Origin of the sequence: Thermus hydrothermalis (genome assembly GCF_022760925.1) — a bacterium.
GTDB lineage: Bacteria > Deinococcota > Deinococci > Deinococcales > Thermaceae > Thermus > Thermus hydrothermalis.
In genome coordinates, this window is sequence record NZ_JAKTNT010000012.1 from 1 (window position 1) to 22370 (window position 22370).

27 protein-coding genes are annotated in these 22370 nt (G+C 66.7%); 14 read left to right on the top strand and 13 right to left on the bottom strand.

Features of this window, described 5'->3' with window-relative positions:
• The 7 genes from L0C60_RS08315 to mglB form a co-directional block, all read right to left on the bottom strand.
• On the bottom strand, positions 1 to 437 hold a 437-nt coding region (locus L0C60_RS08315), incomplete at its 3' end, for an MFS transporter (RefSeq protein ID WP_243092659.1).
• Positions 434 to 919: a hypothetical protein gene (locus L0C60_RS08320; RefSeq protein WP_243092660.1), complete on the bottom strand. Its 486-nt coding sequence runs from the start codon at positions 917 to 919 to the stop codon at positions 434 to 436. The genes L0C60_RS08320 and L0C60_RS08315, both read right to left, overlap by 4 nt.
• 63 nt (positions 920 to 982) lie before the next feature.
• Positions 983 to 2671 carry a b(o/a)3-type cytochrome-c oxidase subunit 1 gene (locus L0C60_RS08325; protein ID WP_243092661.1) on the bottom strand — a complete coding sequence of 563 codons (1689 nt, stop codon included), beginning with the start codon at positions 2669 to 2671 and terminating at the stop codon, positions 983 to 985.
• Between the two features lie 3 nt (positions 2672 to 2674).
• Entirely contained in the window at positions 2675 to 3181 is a 507-nt protein-coding gene (locus L0C60_RS08330; RefSeq protein WP_234505069.1) for a cupredoxin domain-containing protein, read from the bottom strand.
• Positions 3182 to 3184: 3 nt separating this feature from the next.
• Entirely contained in the window at positions 3185 to 3289 is a 105-nt protein-coding gene (locus L0C60_RS08335; protein WP_039459144.1) for a cytochrome c oxidase subunit 2A, read from the bottom strand.
• A gap of 190 nt (positions 3290 to 3479) precedes the next feature.
• On the bottom strand, positions 3480 to 4070 hold the full coding sequence (gene mglA, locus L0C60_RS08340) for a GTPase MglA (RefSeq protein ID WP_039459146.1): 591 nt from the start codon (positions 4068 to 4070) through the stop codon (positions 3480 to 3482).
• Position 4071: 1 nt separating this feature from the next.
• Entirely contained in the window at positions 4072 to 4563 is a 492-nt protein-coding gene (gene mglB, locus L0C60_RS08345; protein WP_234505071.1) for a GTPase-activating protein MglB, read from the bottom strand.
• Positions 4564 to 4580: 17 nt separating this feature from the next.
• Between mglB and L0C60_RS08350 the strand changes: the two genes are divergently transcribed.
• The 11 genes from L0C60_RS08350 (at position 4581) to L0C60_RS08400 (ending at position 13271) form a co-directional block, all read left to right on the top strand.
• Positions 4581 to 5906 (top strand): M20/M25/M40 family metallo-hydrolase, encoded by a 1326-nt coding sequence (locus L0C60_RS08350; protein ID WP_234505073.1) that lies wholly within the window; start codon positions 4581 to 4583, stop codon positions 5904 to 5906.
• Positions 5907 to 5911: 5 nt separating this feature from the next.
• Positions 5912 to 6793 carry an agmatinase gene (gene speB, locus L0C60_RS08355; RefSeq protein WP_234505075.1) on the top strand — a complete coding sequence of 294 codons (882 nt, stop codon included), beginning with the start codon at positions 5912 to 5914 and terminating at the stop codon, positions 6791 to 6793.
• 28 nt (positions 6794 to 6821) lie between these two features.
• Positions 6822 to 7709 carry an alpha/beta hydrolase family protein gene (locus tag L0C60_RS08360; RefSeq protein ID WP_234505076.1) on the top strand — a complete coding sequence of 296 codons (888 nt, stop codon included), beginning with the start codon at positions 6822 to 6824 and terminating at the stop codon, positions 7707 to 7709.
• 85 nt (positions 7710 to 7794) lie between these two features.
• The gene (locus L0C60_RS08365) at positions 7795 to 8697 is read left to right on the top strand and encodes a quinate 5-dehydrogenase (protein WP_234505079.1); all 903 of its coding nucleotides are present in this window, start codon (positions 7795 to 7797) and stop codon (positions 8695 to 8697) included.
• Positions 8694 to 9248, top strand: coding sequence for an elongation factor P (gene efp, locus L0C60_RS08370; protein WP_234505081.1), 555 nt, complete (start codon positions 8694 to 8696; stop codon positions 9246 to 9248). The genes L0C60_RS08365 and efp overlap by 4 nt, the downstream gene beginning before the upstream one ends.
• Before the next feature lie 110 nt (positions 9249 to 9358).
• Positions 9359 to 9856 carry an acetyl-CoA carboxylase biotin carboxyl carrier protein gene (gene accB / locus L0C60_RS08375; RefSeq protein WP_234505085.1) on the top strand — a complete coding sequence of 166 codons (498 nt, stop codon included), beginning with the start codon at positions 9359 to 9361 and terminating at the stop codon, positions 9854 to 9856.
• Positions 9853 to 11190, top strand: coding sequence for an acetyl-CoA carboxylase biotin carboxylase subunit (gene accC / locus L0C60_RS08380; RefSeq protein WP_234505087.1), 1338 nt, complete (start codon positions 9853 to 9855; stop codon positions 11188 to 11190). Before accB ends, accC begins: the two co-directional genes overlap by 4 nt.
• A gap of 12 nt (positions 11191 to 11202) precedes the next feature.
• Entirely contained in the window at positions 11203 to 11532 is a 330-nt protein-coding gene (locus tag L0C60_RS08385; protein WP_234505170.1) for an Asp23/Gls24 family envelope stress response protein, read from the top strand.
• On the top strand, positions 11525 to 11980 hold the full coding sequence (nusB, locus tag L0C60_RS08390) for a transcription antitermination factor NusB (RefSeq protein WP_234505089.1): 456 nt from the start codon (positions 11525 to 11527) through the stop codon (positions 11978 to 11980). Before L0C60_RS08385 ends, nusB begins: the two co-directional genes overlap by 8 nt.
• On the top strand, positions 11981 to 12832 hold the full coding sequence (locus L0C60_RS08395) for a bifunctional methylenetetrahydrofolate dehydrogenase/methenyltetrahydrofolate cyclohydrolase (protein WP_234505091.1): 852 nt from the start codon (positions 11981 to 11983) through the stop codon (positions 12830 to 12832).
• Positions 12816 to 13271 carry a divergent PAP2 family protein gene (locus L0C60_RS08400; protein WP_234505093.1) on the top strand — a complete coding sequence of 152 codons (456 nt, stop codon included), beginning with the start codon at positions 12816 to 12818 and terminating at the stop codon, positions 13269 to 13271. The genes L0C60_RS08395 and L0C60_RS08400 overlap by 17 nt, the downstream gene beginning before the upstream one ends.
• Here the strand turns inward: L0C60_RS08400 and L0C60_RS08405 are convergent.
• A complete protein-coding gene (locus L0C60_RS08405; RefSeq protein WP_234505095.1) occupies positions 13250 to 13450 on the bottom strand; it encodes a hypothetical protein in 201 nt (66 codons plus the stop codon). The genes L0C60_RS08400 and L0C60_RS08405 overlap by 22 nt on opposite strands.
• A 74-nt stretch (positions 13451 to 13524) precedes the next feature.
• On the opposite strand from L0C60_RS08405, the gene L0C60_RS08410 reads away from it, so the two are divergent.
• Positions 13525 to 15510 carry a (Fe-S)-binding protein gene (locus L0C60_RS08410; protein ID WP_234505097.1) on the top strand — a complete coding sequence of 662 codons (1986 nt, stop codon included), beginning with the start codon at positions 13525 to 13527 and terminating at the stop codon, positions 15508 to 15510.
• Here L0C60_RS08410 and L0C60_RS08415 read toward each other — a convergent pair.
• From L0C60_RS08415 to L0C60_RS08425, 3 genes are read right to left on the bottom strand one after another with little or no spacing between them, the layout of a single operon-like run.
• On the bottom strand, positions 15500 to 16024 hold the full coding sequence (locus tag L0C60_RS08415; RefSeq protein ID WP_234505099.1) for a class I SAM-dependent methyltransferase: 525 nt from the start codon (positions 16022 to 16024) through the stop codon (positions 15500 to 15502). The two genes, L0C60_RS08410 and L0C60_RS08415, sit on opposite strands and share 11 nt — an antisense overlap.
• On the bottom strand, positions 16017 to 16691 hold the full coding sequence (locus tag L0C60_RS08420; RefSeq protein WP_234505172.1) for a TerC family protein: 675 nt from the start codon (positions 16689 to 16691) through the stop codon (positions 16017 to 16019). The genes L0C60_RS08415 and L0C60_RS08420 overlap by 8 nt, the downstream gene beginning before the upstream one ends.
• Before the next feature lie 5 nt (positions 16692 to 16696).
• A complete protein-coding gene (locus L0C60_RS08425) occupies positions 16697 to 17635 on the bottom strand; it encodes an alpha/beta hydrolase-fold protein (protein WP_243092662.1) in 939 nt (312 codons plus the stop codon).
• 42 nt (positions 17636 to 17677) lie between these two features.
• Here L0C60_RS08425 and L0C60_RS08430 point away from each other — a divergent pair, with 42 nt between their 5' ends.
• Positions 17678 to 17836, top strand: coding sequence for a hypothetical protein (locus L0C60_RS08430; protein WP_234505104.1), 159 nt, complete (start codon positions 17678 to 17680; stop codon positions 17834 to 17836).
• An 8-nt stretch (positions 17837 to 17844) separates the two neighbouring features.
• Here the strand turns inward: L0C60_RS08430 and L0C60_RS08435 are convergent, their stop codons facing one another.
• Positions 17845 to 18669, bottom strand: a complete 825-nt coding sequence (locus L0C60_RS08435; RefSeq protein WP_234505108.1) for a DUF1517 domain-containing protein — start codon at positions 18667 to 18669, stop codon at positions 17845 to 17847.
• A gap of 114 nt (positions 18670 to 18783) precedes the next feature.
• Here L0C60_RS08435 and lon point away from each other — a divergent pair, with 114 nt between their 5' ends.
• Positions 18784 to 21198, top strand: coding sequence for an endopeptidase La (lon, locus tag L0C60_RS08440; RefSeq protein WP_234505174.1), 2415 nt, complete (start codon positions 18784 to 18786; stop codon positions 21196 to 21198).
• 21 nt (positions 21199 to 21219) lie between these two features.
• On the opposite strand, the gene bshA is transcribed toward lon, so the two are convergent.
• The gene (gene bshA / locus L0C60_RS08445) at positions 21220 to 22317 is read right to left on the bottom strand and encodes an N-acetyl-alpha-D-glucosaminyl L-malate synthase BshA (RefSeq protein WP_234505111.1); all 1098 of its coding nucleotides are present in this window, start codon (positions 22315 to 22317) and stop codon (positions 21220 to 21222) included.
• Between the last annotated feature and the right edge of the window lie 53 nt (positions 22318 to 22370).

Below are 22370 nucleotides of genomic sequence, written 5' to 3' on the forward strand. Positions count from 1 at the left end.
CCTAGGGTGGCCCCCAAGGTGTCCAGGCCCCGGTGGAGGCCGTAGGCCCGGCCTAGGGCCTCTTGGGGCACGCTTTCCGCCAAGAGGGCGTCCCGGGGTGCCGTTCTAAGACCCTTGCCCGTGCGGTCCAGAAAGCGGTAGAGGAGGACATGAAGGGGGCTTTGGGCCAGGGCGAGGAGGGGCCTTAAGAGGGCGGGGAGGCCATAGCCCAAAAGGAGAAGGGGCTTGCGGCGGCCCAACCGGTCGGAGATCCTTCCCCCCACCACCTTGAAAAGGCTCGCCGTGGCCTCGGCCACCCCCTCCACGAGGCCCAGCGTCCCTGCTCCCGCACCCAGGCCCGCGAGGAAGAGGGGCAAGAGGGGATAGACCATCTCGCTCGCCACGTCCATGAGGAAGCTCACGAGCCCCAGGAGGTACACCAAGGGAGGAAGCCTCATGGCCGGTGCCTCAGGTAAAGCCCAAGCAAGAAGGGCTCGGGGAGGGTCATGAGGAGGGACAGGGGGTCCAAGGGCGCAGGGGCCAGCCAGGCTGGCCCCAAAGGGGTGCCAAAGGGGAGGGGCAGGGTGCGGGTCAAGAGAAAGAGGAGAAGGAAGACCGAGGATAGCCCCACCCCCACCCGCCACACCCAAGGGGCAAAGGGCGGGTCTCGGTCGGGATACATGAAGCGGAGGACCAGAAGGAGGAGGGCATAGGTGGCCTTTAGGGCAAGGAGGACGAGGAAGAGTTGGCCGTAGAAGTAGTACTCGCTCACCAGGCCGTAGCGCACCGCCTCGGCTTCCGTGACGCCCAAAGCGCTCCCGCATAGCCCCTGGCCCAGGGTGCCCTCGAGACCCAGGCCCAGAAACTGCAGGAAAAAGGGGAGAAGGCTTAGGGCCACCACCCAAGGAAGCCCCGGACCGGAAACGAAGCCCACGGCCATACTTTTCCCCTCCTTTTAAAAAAGATCAAGGGCCGGAAGTCCCCGGCCCTTGACGAAGGGCACCTACCAAAGCCGTACGCCCGGCACCGGGTTCAGGTTGCTGAAAAGCTGCACCAGGGTGGGCCCGTAGGCCAAGACCACCAGGATCACCGCCACGGCGAACCAGAAGCCGATGCGGTCCATGGCCTGGACGAGCCTCCGGTCCTCGGGGCCGGAGATCACCTCGGCGAAGGGCACCGGGGCCTCGGCGAGCTCTGGCCGCCGCTCGCGCCCCAGGAGGACGCTGAAAAGGCCGTAGATGAAGAGGAGAAGCGCCACGAGCAGGATGATGCCCGCCAGGATGTTGAAGACCATGGGCATGGCGGCGTGGGCGTAGGCGTCCGGCACCTGGGCGATGTAGGCCCGCCGGGGTACGTTGAGGAGCCCCGCCCAGTGGAGGCCCACCGCCATGACCATCATGCCGATGAACCAAAGCCAGACCACCGCCAGGCCCAGCCGCCTTTGCCCATCGGAGATGGGCTTGCCCGTGAGGTTGGGGATGAGCCACCACAAGGAGCCCATGGCGGTGAGGGTGACGAGGTTTGCCACCTGGAGGTGGAAGTGGCCGGGAATCCAGGCGGTGTTGTGCACCACGTAGTCCAGGGTAAAGCTGGCGTTCACAATGCCACCCGCCCCGCCAGGGATGAAGCCGATAAGCCCGAGCACCGGGGCCACGAAGGCCGGGTTGTCCCAGGGAAGGGCCTTGATCCAGCCCAAAAGCCCCTTCCCGCCCCGCATCCTTCCGGCAAACTCCAGGCTTGCGGCGATGGTGAAGGCGGTCATCAGGCTCGGTACCGCCACGAAGAGGGTGAGGACGGAGTGGATCATCTTCCAGGTGGGGTCAATCCCCGGGTCGGCGAACTGGTGGTGGAACCCCACGGGGGTGGAGAGGAGGAGGAAGAGGAGGAAGGCGAGCCGGGCCATGGGGTCGGATACCAGCTTCCCGCCCGCTTGCTTGGGCAGGATGGTGTAGATGATGGCGTAGGCGGGCAGGAGCCAGAAGTAGACGATGGGGTGGCCCGTCCACCAGAAGAGGGTGCGGGCCACCAGGGGGTCAACCCCCTGGATGAGGCCAAAAGACCAGGGCAGGAGGAAGAGCACCGCCTCCAGAACGAGCCCGATGGAGGCCAGGAACCACATGAGCCAGAAGACCACGGCCATGTAGGTGACCAAGGGGGTTACCTTCCCCGGGTTTTGCGCCTTCCAGCGGCGCCAGAGGTCCAGGACGATGTAGATGCTCACCCAGGTGGAGAGGACGAAGACGCTCGCCCCCAGGTAGAAGGCCCAGTGGCCCTTGAGGGGCGGGTAGAAGGTGTAGAGGACCGTGGCCTCGTTGGCGAGAAGGGGGAGGGCGGCCACCACGAGCCCCAGGAAGGCCATCCACCAGGAGAGCCACATGAGGCCCATGTTGGGCCTAAGGTTTAGCTCCCGTGCCGGCAGATAGACCATGATGGCCTGGGCGAAGAGCTGGGTGAAGACGATGGCGTTCAAGACCCCGTGCAGGGTGAGCCCCTGGTAGTAGGACTGGACAAAGGGGAGAAGGCGCTTGAGCAGGGGGTAGGCGTCCACGTTCCCGTAGTTCAGGGCCTGGAAGGGGCCAAAGAGGCTCCCCACGATGACGGCGATGAAGCCCAGGACCAGGAAGTAGAGGGTGGCCTTCTTTTCCGGATAGGCCTCGTAAATACGGCTAATCTCTCCCGTACGCACCGCCATAGCTCACTCCTTCACCACGATCTTGCCGAACATGTTCTGGTGGCCGATGCCGCAGTACTGGTTGCAGATGATGCGGTACTCCCCGGCCTTCTTGAAGGTGTAGCGCACGGTGGACACCTCCCCGGGAAGCACCTCCACGTTGATGTTGGTGCCCTCCACGTGGAAGCCGTGGATCACCTCGGGGCTGGTGATCTTGAAGACGATTTCGGCCCCCTTGGGTACCTCAATGGGGTTGGGCTGGTAGCCATAGGCGAAGGCCAGGACGTAGACCGTGTACTGGTTGGGGCCGGTCTGGACCACCGCCTGGGCGGGGTCGGCCCAGGGGCCCTCCGTGCGCACGGTGGCGGGGTTGACCCGCTCCAGCTTGCCCGCAGGGATAGCCCCGGCGGTGTGGGTGGCCAAGGTGTAGGCGATGAGGGCGATGAAGACGATGAGCATGGCTAGGGAAAAGGCCAGCCAGCCCTTCTCGTAAGCCAGGATCGCCTTGTGCGCCTTGTGTTCGTCCACCATGGTTTACCCCCTAGCGAAGAAAAGGGCATATACCCCCAGCCAGAAGACCAAGATGGTGAGGGTAAGAACCACTATTACTCCCATGGCGCCAACCGGTTTCTCCTCCATACCCTTCCTCCCTAACGGCGGGGTGCCGTATACGGGGGTTATGGTAGCGAAAAGCCCGTCAAAGGGTGAAGTACATTTGTCCCTTACTTTAGGGAGCAATTGGGACAAAAGTCCCTTCCCGCTCTTAGATACAGGAGGGGGGTAAAGGGAAGGGCCGGGAAGATTTCCCGGCCCCCGGCTTCGTCCCGGCTTAGGCCCCGCTTCCCACCCGGGCCAGGACCAGGCGGCTCACCTCCTTAAGGGTTTCAAACACCCCCTTCCCCTCCGTGGCCACCGCCTCAAACACGGGGAAGCGCCCCTCTGGGTCCACCACCGCCCGGACCATCTCCACGGGGAGGGCATCGGGGAGGTCGCGCTTGTTGACTTGGAGGACCACGGGGAGGTCTTCCACCTTCAAGCCGTATTCCGCCAGGTTTTCCCGCATGTTGCGCATGCTCTCGGCGTTGGCCCGGAGTCGGTTTGGGGCGGAGTCGGCCACGAAGACGATCCCGTCCACGCCGCGAAGGATGAGCTTGCGGCTGGCGTTGTAGAAGACCTGCCCGGGCACGGTGTAAAGGTGGAAGCGGGTTTTAAAGCCCTTCACTTCCCCCAAGTCCAGGGGGAGAAAGTCAAAAAAGAGGGTTCGCTCGTCCTCGGTGGCCAAGGAAACCATCTCCCCCTTCCGCCCCTCGGGGATTTTGCCGTAGATCCACTTTAGGTTGGTGGTCTTGCCCGAGAGGCCGGGGCCATAGTAGACGATCTTGAAGTTGATCTCGCGGTTGGCGAAGTTGATGGTGCTCATGTTAGTTGCCAAAGAGCTCGTCCAGGAGGGCCTTGGCTTCCTCGCGGTACTGGGTGTCCAGGTTGAGCTTGGGCGGGTTGGCCAGGGCTTCCTCGGCGAGCCTAGCTAGGGCCTCCGCCGCCCGCTTCCCGTAGAGCTTCACCTTGCCCAGGGGGGCGTTCTCGTCAAAGACCAGGACCAAAAGGGCGTGCTCCCCGGCCTCGTCCACGTAGAGGCCCATGCGCTCGCCCTGGTGCACCACCTCCTGGAAGCGGGCCTCACCCAGGAGCTTGGCCAAAGCCTGGGTGGCGGCGGCGTTTCCCGCCACCAGGGTGGCGAGGGAGTCCAAGGGCGGGGGCTTAGGGGCCCATAGGGCCTCCTTGTGGGCCAGGACGAAGCCCTTGCGGTCTATGAAGAGGGCGTACCGGGCCCCGGTTTCCCGAAGCGTTTCCTCCAGGACGTCCATGGCCCGCTCGTAGGGGCCTCCGTAGAGGACCAGGGAAGGTTCCACCATAGTATGCTCAGTCTACCATGAGGCCTTTTCTAGAGGAGGCAAGGGCCCTTCTTGCGGAGCTCGTGGCCTTGCCCACGGTGAGCGCCGAGGGCCGGGCTTTGGCGGAGGGGGCGGAAAAGGTGGCGGGGCTCTTGGAAAGCCTGGGCCTAGAGGCGGAGCTTCACCCGGGCTATGGCCCCCCGGTGGTCTATGCCGAGGGAGGCGAAGGGGAGAGGACCCTTTTGTTCTACAACCACTACGATGTGCAGCCCCCGGACCCCTTGGAGCTCTGGGAAAGCGACCCCTTTACCCTCACGGAACGGGACGGGGCCTGGTACGGCCGGGGCACCCACGACGACAAGGGGGAGCTGGTGGCCAGGGTGATGGCCCTAAAGCTTTTCCAGGAAAAGCACGGGTTTTTGCCCCGGGTGAAGTTCGTGGTGGAGGGGGAGGAGGAGGTGGGAAGCCCCCACCTCGAGGCCTACGTGGAGGCCCACGCCCCCCGTCTACGGGCGGACGCCATCCTGTGGGAGGCGGGGGGCGTGGACGCCCAGGGGCGGCCCTACCTCTACGCCGGGCTTAAGGGGATCGTGGCCCTGGAGCTTAGGGTGCGCACCGCCCGCTATGACCTCCACTCCTCCTACGGGGCGGTGGTGGAAAACCCCATCTACCGCCTAAGCCGGGCCCTGGCCTCCTTGAGGGACGAGGAGGGGAGGGTCCTCATCCCGGGCTTTTACGCCAAGGTGCGCCCCCTCACGCCCTTGGAGATGGAGGTGCTCTCCGAGATCCCCGACGAAAGCGAGGCCCTAAAGGAAGCCTTCGGCGTGCGGGACTTCTTGGGGGGTGCGAGGAACCTAGAGTTCAACCAGAGGCTTTACGCCGAGCCTTGCGTCAACATCAACGGCATTCACTCGGGCTACGGGGGGCCTGGGTCCAAGACGGTTCTCCCGGCGGAGGCCTACGCCAAACTGGACTTCCGCCTGGTGCCGGACCAGGACCCCGAGGAGATACCCGTGCTCTTGAAGCGCCACCTCGAGGCCCACGGCTTCCACGACGTGGAGGTGGTGGTCTTGGAGAAGGGGGAGCGGCCCGCCCGCTCGGACCTCGCCCACCCCTTCGTGGGCCTGGCGCGAAAGGCCCTGGAGGAGGCCTTTGGGGCGAAGGCGGTGCTTTACCCCAACATGGCGGGGTCTGGGCCCATGTACCCCTTCCTCCACCACCTGAAGGCCCCGGCGGTGGGCCTAGGGGTGGGCTACCCGGGGAGCCGGGTCCATAGCCCCAACGAGCACATCCGCATCCGGGACTTTGAGCGGGGCACCTTGGCCATCCTACGCCTAATGGAGCGCTTCTTCGGTATCCTCTAGGGGCTATGCGCCTCGTCTTCGGCGAACAAGACACCCCTTACGAGATGGCGCGGGTGGTGGTCCTGCCCGTGCCCTACGACCTTTCCCTCTCCTTCCTCCCGGGGGCAAGGCGGGGCCCCGAGGCCATCCTCCTGGCGAGCCGGGAGCTTGAGCCCTTCCTCCTGGAACTGGGCATCGCCCCCGAGGAGGCGGGCATCCACGCCGCCGAGCCCGTGCCCTGGGTGGCGGGAAGCGCCGAGGAAAGCCACCGCCTGATCGGGGAGGCCGCAAGGGCCCACCTGCGGGCGGGGAAGTTCCTGGTGGCCCTCGGGGGGGACCATTCCATCACCCGCCCCTTGGTCCTGGCCCATCGGGAGGTCTTGGGGGAGTTCTCCCTCCTCCACATTGACGCCCACGCCGACCTCTACCCGGAGTGGCAGGGCTCCCCTTACTCCCACGCCTCTCCCTTCCACCGCCTCCTCCTCGAGGGCTTCCCCCTGGTCCAGGTGGGCATCCGGGCCATGGACCGGGACTCGCTTCGCCTGGCACAGGAGAAGGGCGTGGCCCTCTTCCCCGCCCACCGGCTTCACCGGGAGGGGCTTCCCCTAAAGGAGATCCTCGCCGCCTTGGGGAAGCGGGTCTACATCAGCTTTGACTTTGATGCCCTGGACCCTTCCCTCATGCCCAGCGTGGGTACCCCCTTGCCCGGGGGGCTTTCCTACCGCCAGGCGGTGGACCTCCTGGAGGCGGTTTTCGCCGAAAAGGAGGTGGTGGGGATGGACTTCGTGGAGCTTTCCCCCAATGGCCAGTTCCACGCCGAGATGACCGCCGCCCAGCTCGTCTACCACGCCATCGGGCTCAAGGCCCTGAGCGCCGGGTGGCTCGCCCCGGAAGGGGAGCACAGTTAGCCTAGGCCTTTCCCGCTAGCCTGGGGGCATGCGCCGGGTAGCCTTCGCCCTGGGCTTCCTCGCCCTGGCCTGGGCCCAGGCTCTCACCCTTCCCGAGCTCCGCGCCCGGACCTACGGGGAAGGGGGCTTCCGGGTGGAACGGGTTCTGGAAGAGGGGGTCCGCTTCACCCGGGTCCAGTTCTCCCACCTTTCCGAGGGCCTAAGGGTCCACGGCTTCGCCAACCTTCCCAGGGGCAAGGGGCCTTTCCCGGTGGTGGTGGTCCTCCACGGCTACGTGGAGCCGAGCCGCTACCGCCTCCTCGCCTACACCGCCCGTTACGCCGACTGGCTCGCCCAGGAGGGGTTTCTCGTCCTCCACCCCAACTACCGCGGCCACCCCCCTTCCGAGGGCGCCCCTGCCCGGGGCCTCCGCCACGCCTACGCCGTGGACGTGCTCCACCTCCTCGCCGAGGTGCGCAAAGGGGCCTTCCCCCAGGCGGATGCGGGCCGCATCGCCCTCTTGGGCCACTCCATGGGGGGCGGCATCGCCCAGGTGGTGAGCCTGGTGGACCCTGGGCTTAAGGGGGTGGTCCTTTACGGGAGCATGAGCGGGGACGAAAGGCAGAACCTGGAGCGGATCCTCCACTGGTCCCGGGGTGCGCGGGGAAGGGAGCTTTACACCCTATCGCCCGAGGTCCTGCGCCAGGCCTCCCCCTGGACCTACCTGGCGGAGCTTTCCGTCCCTTATAGCGTCCACCACGGCCTAAAGGATGCCCAGGTGCCCCCCGAGTGGTCCTGGGAGCTTTGCCGGAGGCTCAAGGCCTTGGGGAAGCCCGTGGAGTGCTTCAGCTACCCAGCGGGCCACCTCTTCCAGGGGGAGGCGGACCGGCGCTTTAGGGAGCGGGTCCTGGCCTTCTTGGGGCGGGTGTTGCGCTAGGGTGAAGGGGATGGGGGCGTTTTTGGCCAACCTACAGGCCCTCTTCCTGGCCCTTGGCCTCCTCTTCGGGCTAAAATAGCCCCTCGTGGCCAAGCGCGTGGTTTCGGTTTCCCTGGGGAGTAGCCGCCGCGACTCCGTGGCGGAGGTGGAGCTCCTCGGGGAAAAGGTGCTCCTGGAAAGGCGGGGGACGGACGGGGATCTGGAGCGGGCGGTGGCCCTGATCCGGGAACTGGACGGCCAGGTGGACGCCATCGGCCTCGGGGGGATTGACCTCTACTTGGTGGCGGGGGGAAGGCGCTACGTCATCAAAGACGCCAAGCGCCTCAAGGGGGCGGCGCGGAAGACCCCGGTGGTGGACGGCTCGGGGCTCAAGCACACCTTGGAGAGGCGGGCGGTCAAGGAGCTCGCTTCCCTCATAGACTGGAAGAACACCAAAGTGCTCCTCCCCTCCGCCGTGGACCGCTTCGGCCTGGCGGAGGCCCTTTGGGAGGCGGGGGCCAAGGTGCTCTACGGCGACTTCATCTTCGCCCTGGGCCTGCCCATTCCCCTCTATCGCCTTTCCCTATTGCAAAAGCTCGCTTACCTTCTCCTTCCCGTCCTCACCCAGCTTCCCTTCCGCCTCCTTTACCCCACGGGGAAGGAGCAGGAGAAGCAGGTCCTGGACTGGCGGACCCGGTACTACGTTTGGGCCGATCTCGTGGCCGGGGACTGGCACTACATCCGCCGCTACATGCCCGAGGACATGCGGGGGAAGGCGGTCCTCACCAACACCACCACGGAGGAGGACCTGGCCTTCCTCAAGGCCCGGGGGGTGAAGCGCCTCATCACCACCACGCCCCGCTTAAAGGGCCGGAGCTTTGGCACCAACGTCATGGAGGCGCTTTTGGTGGCCTTGGCCGGGCGGGAGCTCGCCGAGGCCGACTACCTCCGGTATATTGACCTCTTAGGGCTTAAGCCCCAGGTCTTGAACCTAGAGGAGGAAGCATGATCAGCGTGACCGACCTGCGACCTGGAACCAAGGTGAAGATGGAGGGCGGCCTCTTTGAGTGCGTGGAGTACCAACACCAAAAGATCGGCCGCGGTGGGGCGAAGGTGGTGGCCAAGTTCAAGAACCTGGAAACCGGGGCCACCATTGAGCGCACCTTCAACTCGGGGGAGAAGCTCGAGGACATCTACGTGGAAACCCGCGAGCTCCAGTACCTTTACCCCGAAGGGGACGAGCTCGTCTTCATGGACCTGGAAACCTACGAGCAGTTCCACGTGCCCAAGGACCGGGTGGAGGCGGCCCGCTTCCTGAAGGAGGGGATGACGGTCCTGGGGGACATGTACGAGGGCCGCCCCCTCAAAATCACCCCGCCCACGGTGGTGGAGCTCAAGGTGGTGGACACGCCTCCTGGGGTGCGGGGGGACACGGTTTCCGGGGGGTCTAAGCCCGCCACCTTGGAAACGGGGGCGGTGGTGCAGGTGCCCCTTTTCGTGGAGCCCGGTGAGGTCATCAAGGTGGACACCCGCACCGGCCAGTACGTGGGCCGGGCCTAGCCCAAGGGGTGCGTGGGGGCCCGGCTCGCCGGGTCCCCTACGTTTTGACCCGGTCTAAGGGAGCTAACCTTTCGCCATATAAGGTAAGCTTTATGCCACGAGGTGCTTCTATGACGCCCAAGGAGCTCAAGCAGATCCTGCAAGCTTTGGTGGAACACGGGGTGAGCGAGCTTACCCTGGAAACCCCCGACTACAAGCTCACCGTACGGCGTGGGGGGGAGGTGCAGGTGGTGGCGGTGCCCCAGGCGGTGCCCGCCCCGGCCCCGGTCCTGGCTCCCCTGCCCCAGGCGGAGGCCCCAGCACCTCCCCCGCCTCCCGCCCCGCAGGAAGCGCCCAAGGCCCCCGCCCAGGGGGAAGAGTGCGCCGGGTGCGTGGAGATCCGCGCCCCCATCGTGGGCACCTTCTACCGGGCGCCGGCTCCCGATGCCCCGCCCTACGTGAAGGAGGGGGACCGGGTGGAGAAGGGGCAGGTGCTTTGCATCATTGAGGCCATGAAGCTCATGAACGAGATTGAGTCCGAGGTTTCCGGCATCGTGAGGAAGATCCTGGTGCAAAACGGGGAGCCCGTGGAGTACGGCCAGCCCCTTTTCCTCATCCAACCCGTATGAAGAAGGTCCTCATCGCCAACCGGGGCGAGATCGCCTTAAGGATCATCCGGGCCGCCAAGGAGCTCGGCATCAAGACGGTGGTGGCCCACTCCACCGCCGACGAGAAGAGCCTCCCCGTCCTCCTGGCGGACGAGGCCATCTGCATCGGCCCGCCCCCCTCGGGGCAGAGCTACCTTAATATCCCGAACCTCCTCTCCGCCGCCATCGTCACCGGGGCCGACGCCATCCACCCGGGCTACGGCTTCCTGGCGGAGAACGCCACCTTCGCCGAGATGTGCCGGGAACACGGCATCACCTTCATCGGCCCCACCCCGGAGAACATGCGGGCCCTGGGGGACAAGGCCACGGCCCGCAAGGTGGCCCGGGAGGCGGGCGTGCCCACGGTGCCCGGCACGGACGAGATCGCCAGCGTGGAGGAGGCCAAGCGGGCGGCCTTGGAGATCGGCTACCCCGTGATCCTCAAGGCCTCCGCCGGCGGGGGTGGGCGGGGGATGCGGGTGGTGCACACGGAGGAGGAGTTGGAGCGGGCGGTGCAACAGGCGCAAGAGGAGGCCCGGGCCGCCTTCGGCAACCCCGCCATCTACCTGGAGAAGTACATTGAGGAGCCCAAGCACATAGAAATCCAGGTCCTGGGGGATGGGGAGAACGTCATCCACCTTTGGGAAAGGGACTGCTCCATCCAGCGCCGCCACCAGAAGCTCTTGGAGGAGGCCCCAAGCGTCCTCCCCTACGAAACCCGCAAGGCCATCGCCGAGGCGGCGGTGCGCCTGGCGGCCCACGTGGGGTACGTTTCCGCCGGCACCCTGGAGTTTTTGGTGGACAAGGAGGGGAACTTCTACTTCATTGAGATGAACACCCGCATCCAGGTGGAGCACCCCGTGACGGAGATGATCACCGGGGTGGACCTGGTGCAGGCCCAGTTCCGCATCGCCCAAGGGGAGAAGCTTTGGCTTCGGCAGGAGGACATCGTGGTGCGGGGGCACGCCCTCGAGGTGCGCATCAACGCCGAGGACCCCGAGAAGGGCTTTAGGCCCTCCATCGGCAAGGTGGAAACCCTCCTCTTCCCCGGGGGGCCCGGCATCCGGGTGGACAGCCACCTCTACGCCGGCTACCAGATCCCGCCCCACTACGATAGCCTCATCGCCAAGATCATCGCCTGGGCCCTCACCCGGGAGGAGGCCATAAGGCGGATGGAGCGGGCCCTTTCGGAAACGGTGATTGAGGGCCCCGGCCTCAAGACCACCATCCCCTTCCACCAAAAGGTCCTGCAGAACGCCTTCTTCCGCCGGGGGGCGGTCTACACCAACTTCGTGGCCCGGCGCATGGAGATGTAGACTGGGCGTGTGATGGTGGACTACGAGATCAGCGACCACGCCCTCGAGGCCCTGGTCCTCCACGCCCTGGAGGGCCTGGAGGGTGTGCGGCCATTGGAGGCCGTCCCCCGCTCCCTGGGAGAGGTTTTCCGGCGCGCCAAGCCCGTGAAGGTGGAAAGGACGCCGGAGGGCCTGAGCGTGGACCTGGTCCTTTCCGTGGACTACGGCCTCGCCATTCCCGAGCTGGCTCCAAGGGTGCAAAAGGCCGTGGCCGAGGCGCTTTTTGTGGCCACCGGGGAGGCGGTGAAGGCGGTGAACCTCACCGTGGCCCAGGTGGAGTACCGCAAGGAGGCCCATGCTTAGACGGGCAAGGGAATTGGCCATGCGCGCCCTCTTCGCCCACACCCAAGGGGGCGTGGGCCTGGAGGAGGCCTTCCGCCACGCCCTGGAGGAGATGGGCGGGGAGGACGACCCTTACGGCGACCCCCTGGACGAGGAGGGGATCGCCTTCGCCAAAAGGCTTCTCCAAGGCTACACGGCCCACCGGGAGGAGGTGGACCGGGTCCTTAGGGAAACGGTGGAGGGCTGGGACTTCGCCCAGATGTCCAAGACCGACCTCACCGTCCTCCGCCTCGCCACCTACGAGATGCTCTACGAGCCCACCCCCTTCGCCCCCCTCATTGAGGTGGCGGTGAAGATCGCCAACCGCTACGGGGGGGAGCACTCGGGGGCCTTCGTCAACGGGGTGCTGGGCCGCCTCTACCGGCGGATCCAGGAGGGGGAGCTGAAGACCGTGCCCAAGGAGGCGTAGATGACCCTAGCCCGTACCCTTTCCGGCCACGAGGTGGCGGAGGCGGTGTACGCCGAACTTCGGGAGAGGCTAAAGGCTTTGCCCTTTGTCCCCTCCTTGCGGGTCCTCCGCTTGGGAGAGGACCCGGCCTCCGTGTCCTACGTGCGGCTTAAGGACAAGCGGGCCCGGGAGCTTGGGTATAGGAGCCAGGTGGAGGTCTACCCCGAGGACTTCCCCGAGGAGGCCCTGCTTGCCCGCATTGCCGAGCTCAACGCCCACGAGGACGTGGACGGCATCCTGGTCCAGCTTCCCTTGCCCCGGCACATCCGCACCGAGAGGGTCCTCGAGGCCATCCACCCCCTCAAGGACGTGGACGGCTTCCACCCCGTGAACGTGGGCCGCCTTTGGAGCGGGGGAGAGGGGCTTTTCCCCTGCACGCCCTTGGGGATTGTCCGCCTCCTCAAGCACTACGGCGTGGACCTAAAGGGCAAGGAGGTGGTGGTCTTGGGGCGCTCCAACATCGTGGGGAAGCCCTTGGCGGGCCTCCTCCTGCGGGAGGACGCCACGGTGACCGTGGCCCACTCCAAAACGGAGGGCCTCCCCGAGGTGACGCGCCGGGCGGAAATCCTGGTGGTGGCTGTGGGGAAGGCCCACCTGGTGCGCAAGGACTGGGTGCGGCCCGGGGCCATCGTGGTGGACGTGGGGGTGAACCGGGTGGAGGGGCGGCTTTTGGGCGACGTCCACCCCGAGGTGGCGGAGGTGGCCTCCGCCCTCACCCCGGTGCCCGGGGGCGTGGGGCCCATGACCGTGGCCATGCTCATGGCCAACACCCTCAAGGCGGCCCTCCTGAGGCGGCATGGAGCTTCTCTATAACCAGGTCTTCTGGACTGCCATCCTGGCCAACTTCCTGGCCCAGACCCTGAAGCTTTTCCTCTACTACCTCTTGGAGGGCCGCTTCCAGTGGGAGCGCTTTTTGGAAACCGGGGGGATGCCGAGCTCCCACTCCGCCACGGTGAGCGCCCTGGCGGTGGCGGTGGGGCTAGAGGAGGGGTTTGGTAGCTCCCTCTTCGCCGTGGCCGCCGTCTTCGCCCTCATCGTCATGTACGACGCTACGGGCATCCGCCGGGCGGCCGGGCTTCACGCCCAGCTCCTCAACCAGCTCGTCCAGGAACTCCAGAAGGTCCTGGAAAAAGGCCCCGCCCCCGAGCCCCTGAAGGAGCTCTTGGGCCACACCTACCTCGAGGTCCTGGTGGGGGCCCTCCTGGGGGCCCTGGTGGCCTTCCTCAGCTATCAGCTTTTCCCGGCGGCGTAGAAGGCCAGGGTCTGGCCCAGGAGGAAGACCAGGAGGCCAAGGACGGGGGCCAGGAAGAAGACGAAGACGCTCAGCAAAAGGACCAAGACCAGGGGCAATAGGGGCTTTTGGAAGCGGCGGAAGACGAAGAGGTTTAAAAGCCCAAAGAGGAGAAGGACGAGGAGGGCTACGGTTTCCACAAGGGGCCATTGTACGCTCTTGCCATGGATGGGGAATCGGGTAAACTTTTACCGAGTATAAGGAGGGCCATCCCATGTTGACCCTACCGGAAAAAATCCTCTTCCTCCTCGTGGCGGCGGTAAGCCTTTACTACGCCTACACCGGCTTCCGGCGCGTCTACCTGGCCATAAGACGGGGGCGGCCCGAGGACCGCTTTGACCGCCTACCCGAGCGGGTGGGCAGGGCCCTCTGGGCGGTCCTCACCCAGGAAACCGTCTTCAAGCGCAGGCCCCTCGTCTCCCTCCTCCACGCCTTTGTCTTCTACGGCTTCGTCTACTACCTCTTGGTGAACCTGGTGGACCTGTTGGAGGGCTACTTCCCCCTTCACACCCAGGGGGGCCTTTGGAACATCTATAACCTCCTCGCCGACCTCCTCACCGCCTTGATCCTCGTGGGCATCCTGGGCCTCATGCTAAGGCGCTACGTGGTGGCCCCCAAGGACTTCACCTGGAACCCCAAGGTGCCCCTCCACGAGAGGGTGCGCCAGGGCATCCCCAGGGACTCCGCCATCGTGGGAGCCTTCATCACCTTCCACGTGGGTAGCCGCCTCCTCTCCAAGGCGGCGGGCCTGGCCCAGGAGGGCCCAGACCCCTTCCAGCCCGTGGCCAGCGCCCTGGCCCAGGCCTTGGCCGGGCTATCCCCTTCCGCCCTGGTCTTCATGGAGCACGTTTTCTGGTGGGGCGCCTTGGGCTCCATCCTCCTCTTCCTCCCCTACTTCCCCCGCTCCAAGCACATCCACCTCTTCATGGCCCCCATCAATCTGGCCTTCCGCAAGGAGAAGCCCGGGGCCCTCCTGCCCTTGGACTTGGAGAAGGAGGAGGAGAAGTTCGGGGCGGAAAGGTTGGAGGACCTCTCCTGGAAGCGGCTTTTGGACGCCTACGCCTGCATCATGTGCAACCGGTGCCAGGAGGCCTGCCCCGCCTACACCACGGGCAAGGCCTTAAGCCCCGCCGCCATCCTCATCTCCGAGCGCTACGAGCTCAACGAGATCCTGAAGGATTTCGCCGCCGGCAAGGAAAGCCCAAGGCCCCTCATGGACTTCGCCCTGAACGAGGAGGCCCTTTGGGCCTGCACCACCTGCATGGCCTGCGTGGAGGTCTGCCCCGTGGGCAACGAGCAGATGCTCCACATCCTGGACGTGCGCCGGGCCAAGGTCCTCATGGAAGGGGAGTTTCCCCAAGAGCTCAACAACGCCTTCCGGGGCATGGAGCGCTCGGGCAACCCTTGGGGCATCGGCCAGGACAAGCGCCTGGACTGGGCCGAGGGGCTTAGCGTGCCCACCGTGGAGGAGAAGCCCCACCCCGAGGTCCTCTACTGGGTGGGGTGCGCCCCGAGCTACGACCCCCGGGCGCAGAAGATCGCCCGGAGCATGGTGGAGATCCTGAACGCCAGCGGGGTGGACTGGGCGGTCCTGGGGCGGCGGGAGAAGTGCACCGGGGATGCCGCCCGGCGGGCGGGGAACGAGTACCTCTTCTTCCAGCTCGCCACGGAAAACGTGGAAACCCTGAACCAGGTGGCCCCCAAGACCATCGTCACCACCTGCCCCCACTGCTTCCACACCCTGGGGAACGAGTACAAGGACTTTGGCGGCCAGTACCGGGTGGTCCACCACTCGGAGTTCATCGCCGAGCTTTTGCGCACGGGGCGGCTCAAGGTTTCCGAGGAAACCCGCAAGGTGGTCTTCCACGACCCCTGTTACCTGGGCCGCCACAACGGGGTCTACGAGGCCCCCCGGGAGGTGCTCAAGGGGGTGGGGCTTGTCCTCACGGAGCCCCAAAGGAGCCGGGAGAAGAGCTTCTGCTGCGGGGCGGGCGGGGCCCAGTTCTGGAAGGAGGAGGAGCCCGGGGCCATGCGGGTTTCCCAAAACCGCTACCTGGAGCTCAAGGCCACGGGGGCTGAGGTCATCGCCACGGGTTGCCCCTTCTGCATGGCCATGATGAACGTGGAAACCGCCCAGGACGAAAGCGCCCCGGAGGTCTTGGACATCGCCGAGCTGGTGGCCAAGGCCCTCAAGGCCTAACGTAGACGGCGAAGGCCCGGTGGCCCTCCCGCCACCCCTCCCCATAGGCCCTTAAGGCGAGGCCGGGGGGAGGGGTTAGGAGCTCGTAGCGCTCCCAGTAGAAGGGGCTACCCTCCCTTCCCCTGCGCCTCGCCTCCTCCCGGGTGAAGCCCTCCACCAGGAGAAGCCCCCCTGGGAGGAGGAGGGGGGCGAGGGAGGAAAGGAGGGGGCGGTTCACGTAGTAGGAGAGGACGATGCCGGCGAAGGGGCCTTGGGGGAGGGCGGGGTCGGCCTCGAGGTCCCCTTCCACCAGGGTGAGGCCCGGGGTGCCCTTTAGGCGCTCTAGGGCCACCCGGCTCCTCTCCACCAGGACCACGGGGTGGCCCCGCCCGAGGAAGTAGCGGGCGTTCCGCCCAAGGCCCCCCGCCAGGTCCAGGACGGGTCCCATGGGCACGAAGGGCCCGTAGGCCCGCACCACGAAGGCGGGGGGGCGGTCCTCCGCCCCTTGGTAGAAGGCGTCCCAGTCCCTAGGCATGGCGGCGGAAGGCGAGGAGGCTGCCCACGAGGAGGATGAGGAGGGTGCCGCTCCAGAAGAGCGCCTTGGGAAGCTCAAAGGCGAGCTCCGGGCGGTGGAGGAGGTGGGCGAGGGTGGCCTCCCCCTCCAGGAAAAGCTTTACCCCCGCCCAGCCCACCAGGGCGTAGGCCACCTTCTCCAGCCCGGGAAAGCGCTCCATGAGGACCACCACGCTGCTCGCCAGAAGGCGGATGAAGAGGATGCCCAGGGCCACCCCCAGGAAGACCAGAAGGAGCTCCTTGGAGAAGGCCACCACCGCCAGGATGGAGTCCACGGCGAAGGCCAGGTCCACCAGGTTGATGAGGAGGACCACCCGCCAAAACTCCCGGGCCGCGGCCTCCAGGAGGGGTTTGGCCTCCCCTTGGTCCTGGAAGTGTTGGAGCATGAGGTGGAGGAGGTAAAGCCCTCCCAGGATCTCCACCCACCAGAGCCGGATGAGGTAGACGGCGAAGAGGAGGGCGAGGCCCCGAAGGACGTAGGCCCCGAGGATCCCGTAGAAGAGGGCCCGCCGCCTGAGGTGGGGCGGCAGGGGCTTCACCATCACCGCCAGGACCAAGGCGTTGTCCCCGGAGAGGAGGGCCTCGAGGGCGGCCACGGAGAGGAGGACGAGGAGGGCCTCGAGGCTCATCTGGCTCACCCTTCCCCCAAGAGGTAACGGAGCCCAGGGGCCAGGGCCTGCTTCCAGGTGACCCAGTTGTGGCCCGAGGGGCGCTCCTTGTAGGCGTGGGGGGCTTTCCGGTCGGCGAGAAGGGCGGCGAAGCGGCGGTTTGGCCCAAGGAGCCACTCCAGAAGCCCCACCTCCAGGTAGATGCGGGGCAAGGCTTCCGCTTCCCGGTAGCGCTCAAGAAGCCACTCCTCGTCCTGGTAGGCGTCCATCCCCCCGGGGTGGGCCTTGAGGGCGGGGGAGAGGGCGAGGACCTTGGGAAAGCGCCCCGGGTGGCGCCAGGCCTGCCACAAGGAGAAAAGCCCGCCCAAGGAGGCCCCCACCAGGACCACCTCCCCCAGGGGGCCGTACGCCCGTTCCACCTCGGCCAAGACCCCGTGGAACTCCCCCTCGTAGGCTTCCGAGAAGCGGTATTCCCGGCTCCGGTCTATGGGCTCCACGAAGACGAGGCGCACCGGGGGGATCTCCCCCCGCTCCAGGAGGGCCCTGGCCACCTTGTGGAGCCCGGCGGTGCGGTAGAAGGCCACCCCGTCCTGGGCCACCACCGTGGCCTTAGGGGCTTCCCCCGTTTCCGCCACGTAGTAGCGCCTTTCCCCCAGGCGGTGCCGGTGTACCTTGGGCTCCGTTTGGGGCTCAGGGGGGGCCTCGTAGCGGAAGCCGGGAAGCCGGATGGCCCGGGGATAGGTCCACCAGGGGTTTTCCGCCTTCTCGGGGTTGTCGGGGTCGGGGAAGGGTTTTCCCTCCCGGTCTAAGAAGGCGTATTCCACATAGGCCCCTTCCGGGAACTCCAAGGTGAGGGGGCCCTCCAGGGGGATGGGGTTCCTCTCCCAGTCGGTGAAGTCCCCGACGAGGGCCTTGGCCCCTTCCGGCGGATAAAAGGTGACGCGCCTATGGCCTACCCGTACCACGGCTATACTCTACCCACGAAGGTAGGCATCGTGGGCTCCGGCATGGCGGGCAGCGCCGCCGCTTACGCCCTTGTTCTCCTTGGGGTGGCGCCGGAGGTGGTCTTGGTGGACCTGGACGAGGCCCTGGCCCGGGCCCATGCGGCGGCTTTGCGGAGAAGCGCCGAAATTCTTAAGGAAGCGGTCTTCGCCCTGGGGTTGTGACCCTGAGATTAGAGCTTTTCCAGGCCTGGATAGAGGAGCAGGAGTTCCTCCTCGGTGAGGGCTTCCTCCTCCCGCTCCGGGGTCCAGGAGAGGTAGAAGGCGAGGAGGGTGAAGGGGCTTGACCCCGCCAGCTCCAAAAGGGCCTCCTTCACCGCCTTTGGGGTGAGGGGGCGCTTGGGGGCGAGGACGCTCCGGTCTGCCAGGATGAGGCTCACCACCACGTACCGCCCCCCAGGCTCAAGCCTCGCCTGGTAGGCCTCCGCCACCCGCTTCTTTCCCTCAAAGTGGCGGAAGGTTTCCTGGTACTTGCTCCTTTCCTCCAGCATCCAGGCGTCAAACCGGGCCAGGGCCTCCGCCTCGGAGCCGTGTTCCACCTCGTAGCTGGCGAAGCGCCAACCGGGTTCTTCCCTTAGGAGAAGCAAAGCGGCCTCGTCCAGGAGGTCGGCAAGCCCCTTGGCCGTGGTGGTGTCCGCCTCCTCGGCCAGGCGCCTAAGGGCCCCTTGCACCCCGGGGCGTTGGAGGAGGGCGAGGCGCAGGCGGGCGGCGCTCGCCACGGGGCCTTCCCCCGCCTGCCTTAGCCCCCGCACCATGAGGAAGGCCACCAGGGCGAGGCCCAAAAGGACCACCACCGGAACCACCCCCAGGCTTCCTCCGCCTCCCGGGTAGACCACCACGGGGCCAGGGTAGGTGGGCACGGGCATGGGGTAGGTGGGTGCCGGCCCCGGGGCCATGGGCGGGGGACTGGGGCTATAGGGGCGCCCCCCCACCCCGCCCCCGCTTTTCTGGGCCAAGGCCAGGCCCAGGAGGAGGAGAAGCACCCAAAGCCGCGCCACCGCTATAGCATAAGGCTTTGTGCCTGGGGGCCCTTTGCGCTAAACGGGACTTCGCAGTAAACTTGATATAGGTAGGCTTAGGCTATGGACGAGAAAAGCCAAAGGAGGGAAACCATGCTGCCAGAATCCTTGCCCGTCTGCCCCGTGCGGGGGTCGGTCATCTACCCCACCATGGTCATGCCCATTGATGCCGGCCGCCCCATCTCCATCCGGGCCATTGACGAGGCCTTGGCCCGGGAGCGGGTGCTCCTCATCGTGAGCCAAAAGGACAAGGAGGTGGAGGCCCCCAAGCCCTCCGACCTCTACGAGGTGGGCACCGCCTGCAACATCCTCAAGATGCGCAAGAACCCGGACGGCTCCGTCCAGGTCCTGGTGCAGGCCTTCGCCCGGGTCCGGGTGGCGGAGTGGCTGGACCTGGGGGACCACCTCGAGGCCAAGGGGGTAGTCCTGGCGGACGAGCCCGGCGACCCCACCCTGGTCAAGGCCCTGGTGCGGGAGGTGAAGGACAAGTTCCAGGCCCTCCTCAAGGAGGGGCGGTACCTTCCGCCGGAGGTGGTCCAGTTCGTCCTGAACCTGGAGGACCCCTCCCAGCTCGCCGACTACATCGCCTTCCACATGGACTTCCGCCTGGAGGACAAGCAAAAGGTTCTGGAAACGGCGGAGGTGGCGGAGAGGCTCAAGCGGGTCCTCATCCTCCTGCAGGCGGAGCTGGACCTCATTGAAACGCAAAAGCGCATCCAGCAACAGGTCAAGGAGGAGATTGACCGCAACCAGCGGGAGTACTTCCTCAGGGAGCAGATGAAGGCCATCCAGCGGGAGCTCCACGGGGAGGAGGGGGAGCAGGAGGTGGAGGAGTTCCGCAAGAAGGTGGAGGAGCTCAACCTGCCCCCCGTGGTGCGCCAGGAGGTGGAGCGGGAGCTCAACCGCTTCGCCCGCATGCACCCCGACTCCGCCGAGGCCAGCGTCATCCGCACCTACCTGGACTGGATCGTCAACCTCCCCTGGAACAAGCGCACGGAGGACAACCTGGACCTCAAGCGGGCCAAGGAGATCCTGGAAAGGGACCACTACGGCCTGGAGAAGGTCAAGGACCGGGTCCTGGAGTTCTTGGCCGTGCGCAAGCTCAAGGCCGAGCGGGCCAAGCGGGGCGAGATCCCCGAGGAGGAGGTGAACAAGGGGCCCATCCTCCTCTTCGTGGGGCCGCCCGGGGTGGGGAAGACCTCCATCGCCAAGAGCATCGCCGAGGCCTTGGGCCGCAAGTACGTGCGCATCTCCTTGGGCGGGGTGCGGGACGAGTCGGACATCCGGGGGCACCGCCGCACCTACATCGGGGCCATGCCGGGGCGGATCATCCAGGGCCTGCGGCAAGCGGGCACCAAGAACCCCGTCTTCCTCCTGGACGAGGTGGATAAGCTCGGCATCTCCTACCAAGGGGACCCGGCGGCGGCCCTCCTGGAGGTCCTGGACCCCGCCCAGAACAAGGAGTTCGTGGACCACTACCTGGGCGTGCCCTTTGACCTGAGCGAGGTGATGTTCATCTGCACCGCCAACTTCCCCCAGAACATCCCCGCCCCCCTCTGGGACCGCATGGAGGCCATTGAGTTCACCAGCTACATTGAGCAGGAGAAGCTGGAGATCGCCAAGCGCTACCTCCTGCCCCGGCAACTCAAGGAAACGGGCCTGGCCGAGGGGCAGGTGGTGGTGACGGAGGCGGCCCTCATGCGCCTCATCACCCACTACACCCGGGAGGCGGGGGTCCGGCAGCTGGAAAGGGAGATCGGGGCCCTGTTGCGCAAGGCGGCCCGGCAGATCCTGGAGGAGGGCAAGAAGCGGGTGCGCATCACGGAGAAGGACCTGGAGAAGTACCTGGGCCCGCCCCGCTTCCTCCCGGAAACCGAGGCCCGGGAGCCCCAGGTGGGCGTGGCCACGGGCATGTACTACACCCCCGTGGGCGGGGACATCATGTTCGTGGAGGTTTCCGTCATGCCCGGCAAGGGGAACCTGATCCTCACCGGGCAACTGGGGGACGTGATGAAGGAGTCGGCGCGGGCGGCCCTCTCCTACGCCAAGAAGAACGCCGTGCGCTTCGGCATCCCCTTGGAGCGCTTTGAGAAGTCGGACATCCACATCCACGTGCCCGCCGGGGCCATCCCCAAGGAGGGGCCTTCCGCTGGGGTGGCCATCGTGAGCGCCCTGGTTTCCGCCCTCACGGAGGTGCCCGTGCGCCACGACATCGCCATGACCGGGGAGATCACCCTCACGGGGCGGGTCCTGCCCATCGGCGGGGTCAAGGAGAAGGTCCTGGGGGCCAGGCGGGCGGGGATCCGCGAGGTGATCCTGCCCAAGCCCAACCAGGCGGACCTCTCGGACATCCCCGCCCCCTTGCGCCAGAACATGACCTTCCACTTCGTGGAGCACCTGGACGAGGTTCTTGACCTGGCTCTAGTGGGCGGCTTGAAGGCCCTCGAGGCCCGCGCAAAGAAGGCCAAGCCCAAGGGGCGCAAGAAGGAGCTCGTAGCCCACGCCTAGGGGGCCCATGGCCCTGGGGGGCTAGCCCCCCAGGGCCTTTTCGTACACCTCCAGGTACTGCCGGGTGATGCGCTCGGGGTGGAAGCGCTCTTGCGCGTAGGCCCGGGCCCTTTGCCGCATCTGCGGAAGCTCGGGGTGGGCGAGGAGCTCCAAAACCGCCTCGGCGAAGCCCTCCAGGTCCCCGAGCTCCACGAGCCGCCCCACCTCCGGGCGGACGAGCTCCGGCACCCCCCCCACCGCCGTGGCCACCACGGGTACGCCACAGGCCAGGGCCTCGAGGGCCGCCTGGCCGAAGGACTCCTCCTCCGAGGCCAGGAGGAAGAGGTCCGCCGCCCCCAGGACCTCCTCGGGTTGGGGCGTGGGGGGGTGGAAGGTGACCCAGGCCTCCACCCCAAGCTCCCGGGCCACCCGCTTCGCTTCCCCTTCCTCCGGGCCCTTGCCCAGGAGGAGGAGGCGCGCCCTCGCCTTCTGGCGCACCTTGGCGAAGGCCCGCACGATGTCCGGCACCCGCTTGATGGGCCGGAAGTTGGAGGCGTGCACCAAAAGCCACTCCCCTTCCTCGGCGTAAAGCCCCTTCCGCTCGGGGCGGGGGCGGAAGCGCTCGGGGTCCACGGCGTTGTGGATCACCACGGGCTTTACCCCAAAAGCCCTTTCCGCTTCCTTGGCCAAAGCCTGGCTCACCGCCGTGGTGGCCCGGGCTGCCTGTAGGGCCCGCCTGGTGGGCCCATGGAAGGCGGGGTCCATGCCCAGGACGGAAACGTCCGTGCCGTGGAGGGTATGCACCAGGGGGAAGCCCTTGCCGAAGGCCAGGTAGCTGGCGGCGGCGTGGGGGATGGCGTAGTGGGTGTGGACCAGGTCCAGGCCGAGCCGCTTGGCCTCCCGCTCCAGGGTCCCGGCCAGGGAAAGGGTGTAAAGGGGTCCGGGGAAGACGGGGTAGAAGGGGAGGTCCACGGGGACGAAGGTGGCGGGGCTATCCTTGGGCAGGCGGAAGGGGCGCTCCGTGGCGAAGAGGAAGACCCGGTGGCCCATCCGGGCCAGGCGGTCGGCGAGCTCCGTGGCCACGATGCCGCTTCCCCCAAGGCCCGGGTAGGCCACGAGGCCAAGCCTTAGGGGCTTCACTCCTGGCGCCCTCCCTCTTTTTCCCCTACAGGTCTAGAGAAAGCCATGCCCCA

Excerpts from the sequence above, each read along its gene's own strand:
- accB (WP_234505085.1), top strand. The coding sequence starts at position 9,359 with ATGACGCCCAAGGAGCTCAAGCAGATCCTGCAAGCTTTGGTGGAACAC.
- mglB (WP_234505071.1), bottom strand. The coding sequence starts at position 4,563 with ATGGTGGAACCTTCCCTGGTCCTCTACGGAGGCCCCTACGAGCGGGCC.
- L0C60_RS08360 (WP_234505076.1), top strand. The coding sequence starts at position 6,822 with ATGCGCCGGGTAGCCTTCGCCCTGGGCTTCCTCGCCCTGGCCTGGGCC.
- L0C60_RS08335 (WP_039459144.1), bottom strand. The coding sequence starts at position 3,289 with ATGGAGGAGAAACCGGTTGGCGCCATGGGAGTAATAGTGGTTCTTACC.
- nusB (WP_234505089.1), top strand. The coding sequence starts at position 11,525 with ATGCTTAGACGGGCAAGGGAATTGGCCATGCGCGCCCTCTTCGCCCAC.
- L0C60_RS08385 (WP_234505170.1), top strand. The coding sequence starts at position 11,203 with ATGGTGGACTACGAGATCAGCGACCACGCCCTCGAGGCCCTGGTCCTC.
- L0C60_RS08320 (WP_243092660.1), bottom strand. The coding sequence starts at position 919 with ATGGCCGTGGGCTTCGTTTCCGGTCCGGGGCTTCCTTGGGTGGTGGCC.
- efp (WP_234505081.1), top strand. The coding sequence starts at position 8,694 with ATGATCAGCGTGACCGACCTGCGACCTGGAACCAAGGTGAAGATGGAG.
- mglA (WP_039459146.1), bottom strand. The coding sequence starts at position 4,070 with ATGAGCACCATCAACTTCGCCAACCGCGAGATCAACTTCAAGATCGTC.
- L0C60_RS08330 (WP_234505069.1), bottom strand. The coding sequence starts at position 3,181 with ATGGTGGACGAACACAAGGCGCACAAGGCGATCCTGGCTTACGAGAAG.
- L0C60_RS08415 (WP_234505099.1), bottom strand. The coding sequence starts at position 16,024 with ATGCCTAGGGACTGGGACGCCTTCTACCAAGGGGCGGAGGACCGCCCC.
- accC (WP_234505087.1), top strand. The coding sequence starts at position 9,853 with ATGAAGAAGGTCCTCATCGCCAACCGGGGCGAGATCGCCTTAAGGATC.
- L0C60_RS08410 (WP_234505097.1), top strand. The coding sequence starts at position 13,525 with ATGTTGACCCTACCGGAAAAAATCCTCTTCCTCCTCGTGGCGGCGGTA.
- L0C60_RS08420 (WP_234505172.1), bottom strand. The coding sequence starts at position 16,691 with ATGAGCCTCGAGGCCCTCCTCGTCCTCCTCTCCGTGGCCGCCCTCGAG.
- L0C60_RS08395 (WP_234505091.1), top strand. The coding sequence starts at position 11,981 with ATGACCCTAGCCCGTACCCTTTCCGGCCACGAGGTGGCGGAGGCGGTG.
- L0C60_RS08350 (WP_234505073.1), top strand. The coding sequence starts at position 4,581 with ATGAGGCCTTTTCTAGAGGAGGCAAGGGCCCTTCTTGCGGAGCTCGTG.
- lon (WP_234505174.1), top strand. The coding sequence starts at position 18,784 with ATGCTGCCAGAATCCTTGCCCGTCTGCCCCGTGCGGGGGTCGGTCATC.
- L0C60_RS08325 (WP_243092661.1), bottom strand. The coding sequence starts at position 2,671 with ATGGCGGTGCGTACGGGAGAGATTAGCCGTATTTACGAGGCCTATCCG.
- L0C60_RS08400 (WP_234505093.1), top strand. The coding sequence starts at position 12,816 with ATGGAGCTTCTCTATAACCAGGTCTTCTGGACTGCCATCCTGGCCAAC.
- speB (WP_234505075.1), top strand. The coding sequence starts at position 5,912 with ATGCGCCTCGTCTTCGGCGAACAAGACACCCCTTACGAGATGGCGCGG.
- L0C60_RS08430 (WP_234505104.1), top strand. The coding sequence starts at position 17,678 with ATGGCGGGCAGCGCCGCCGCTTACGCCCTTGTTCTCCTTGGGGTGGCG.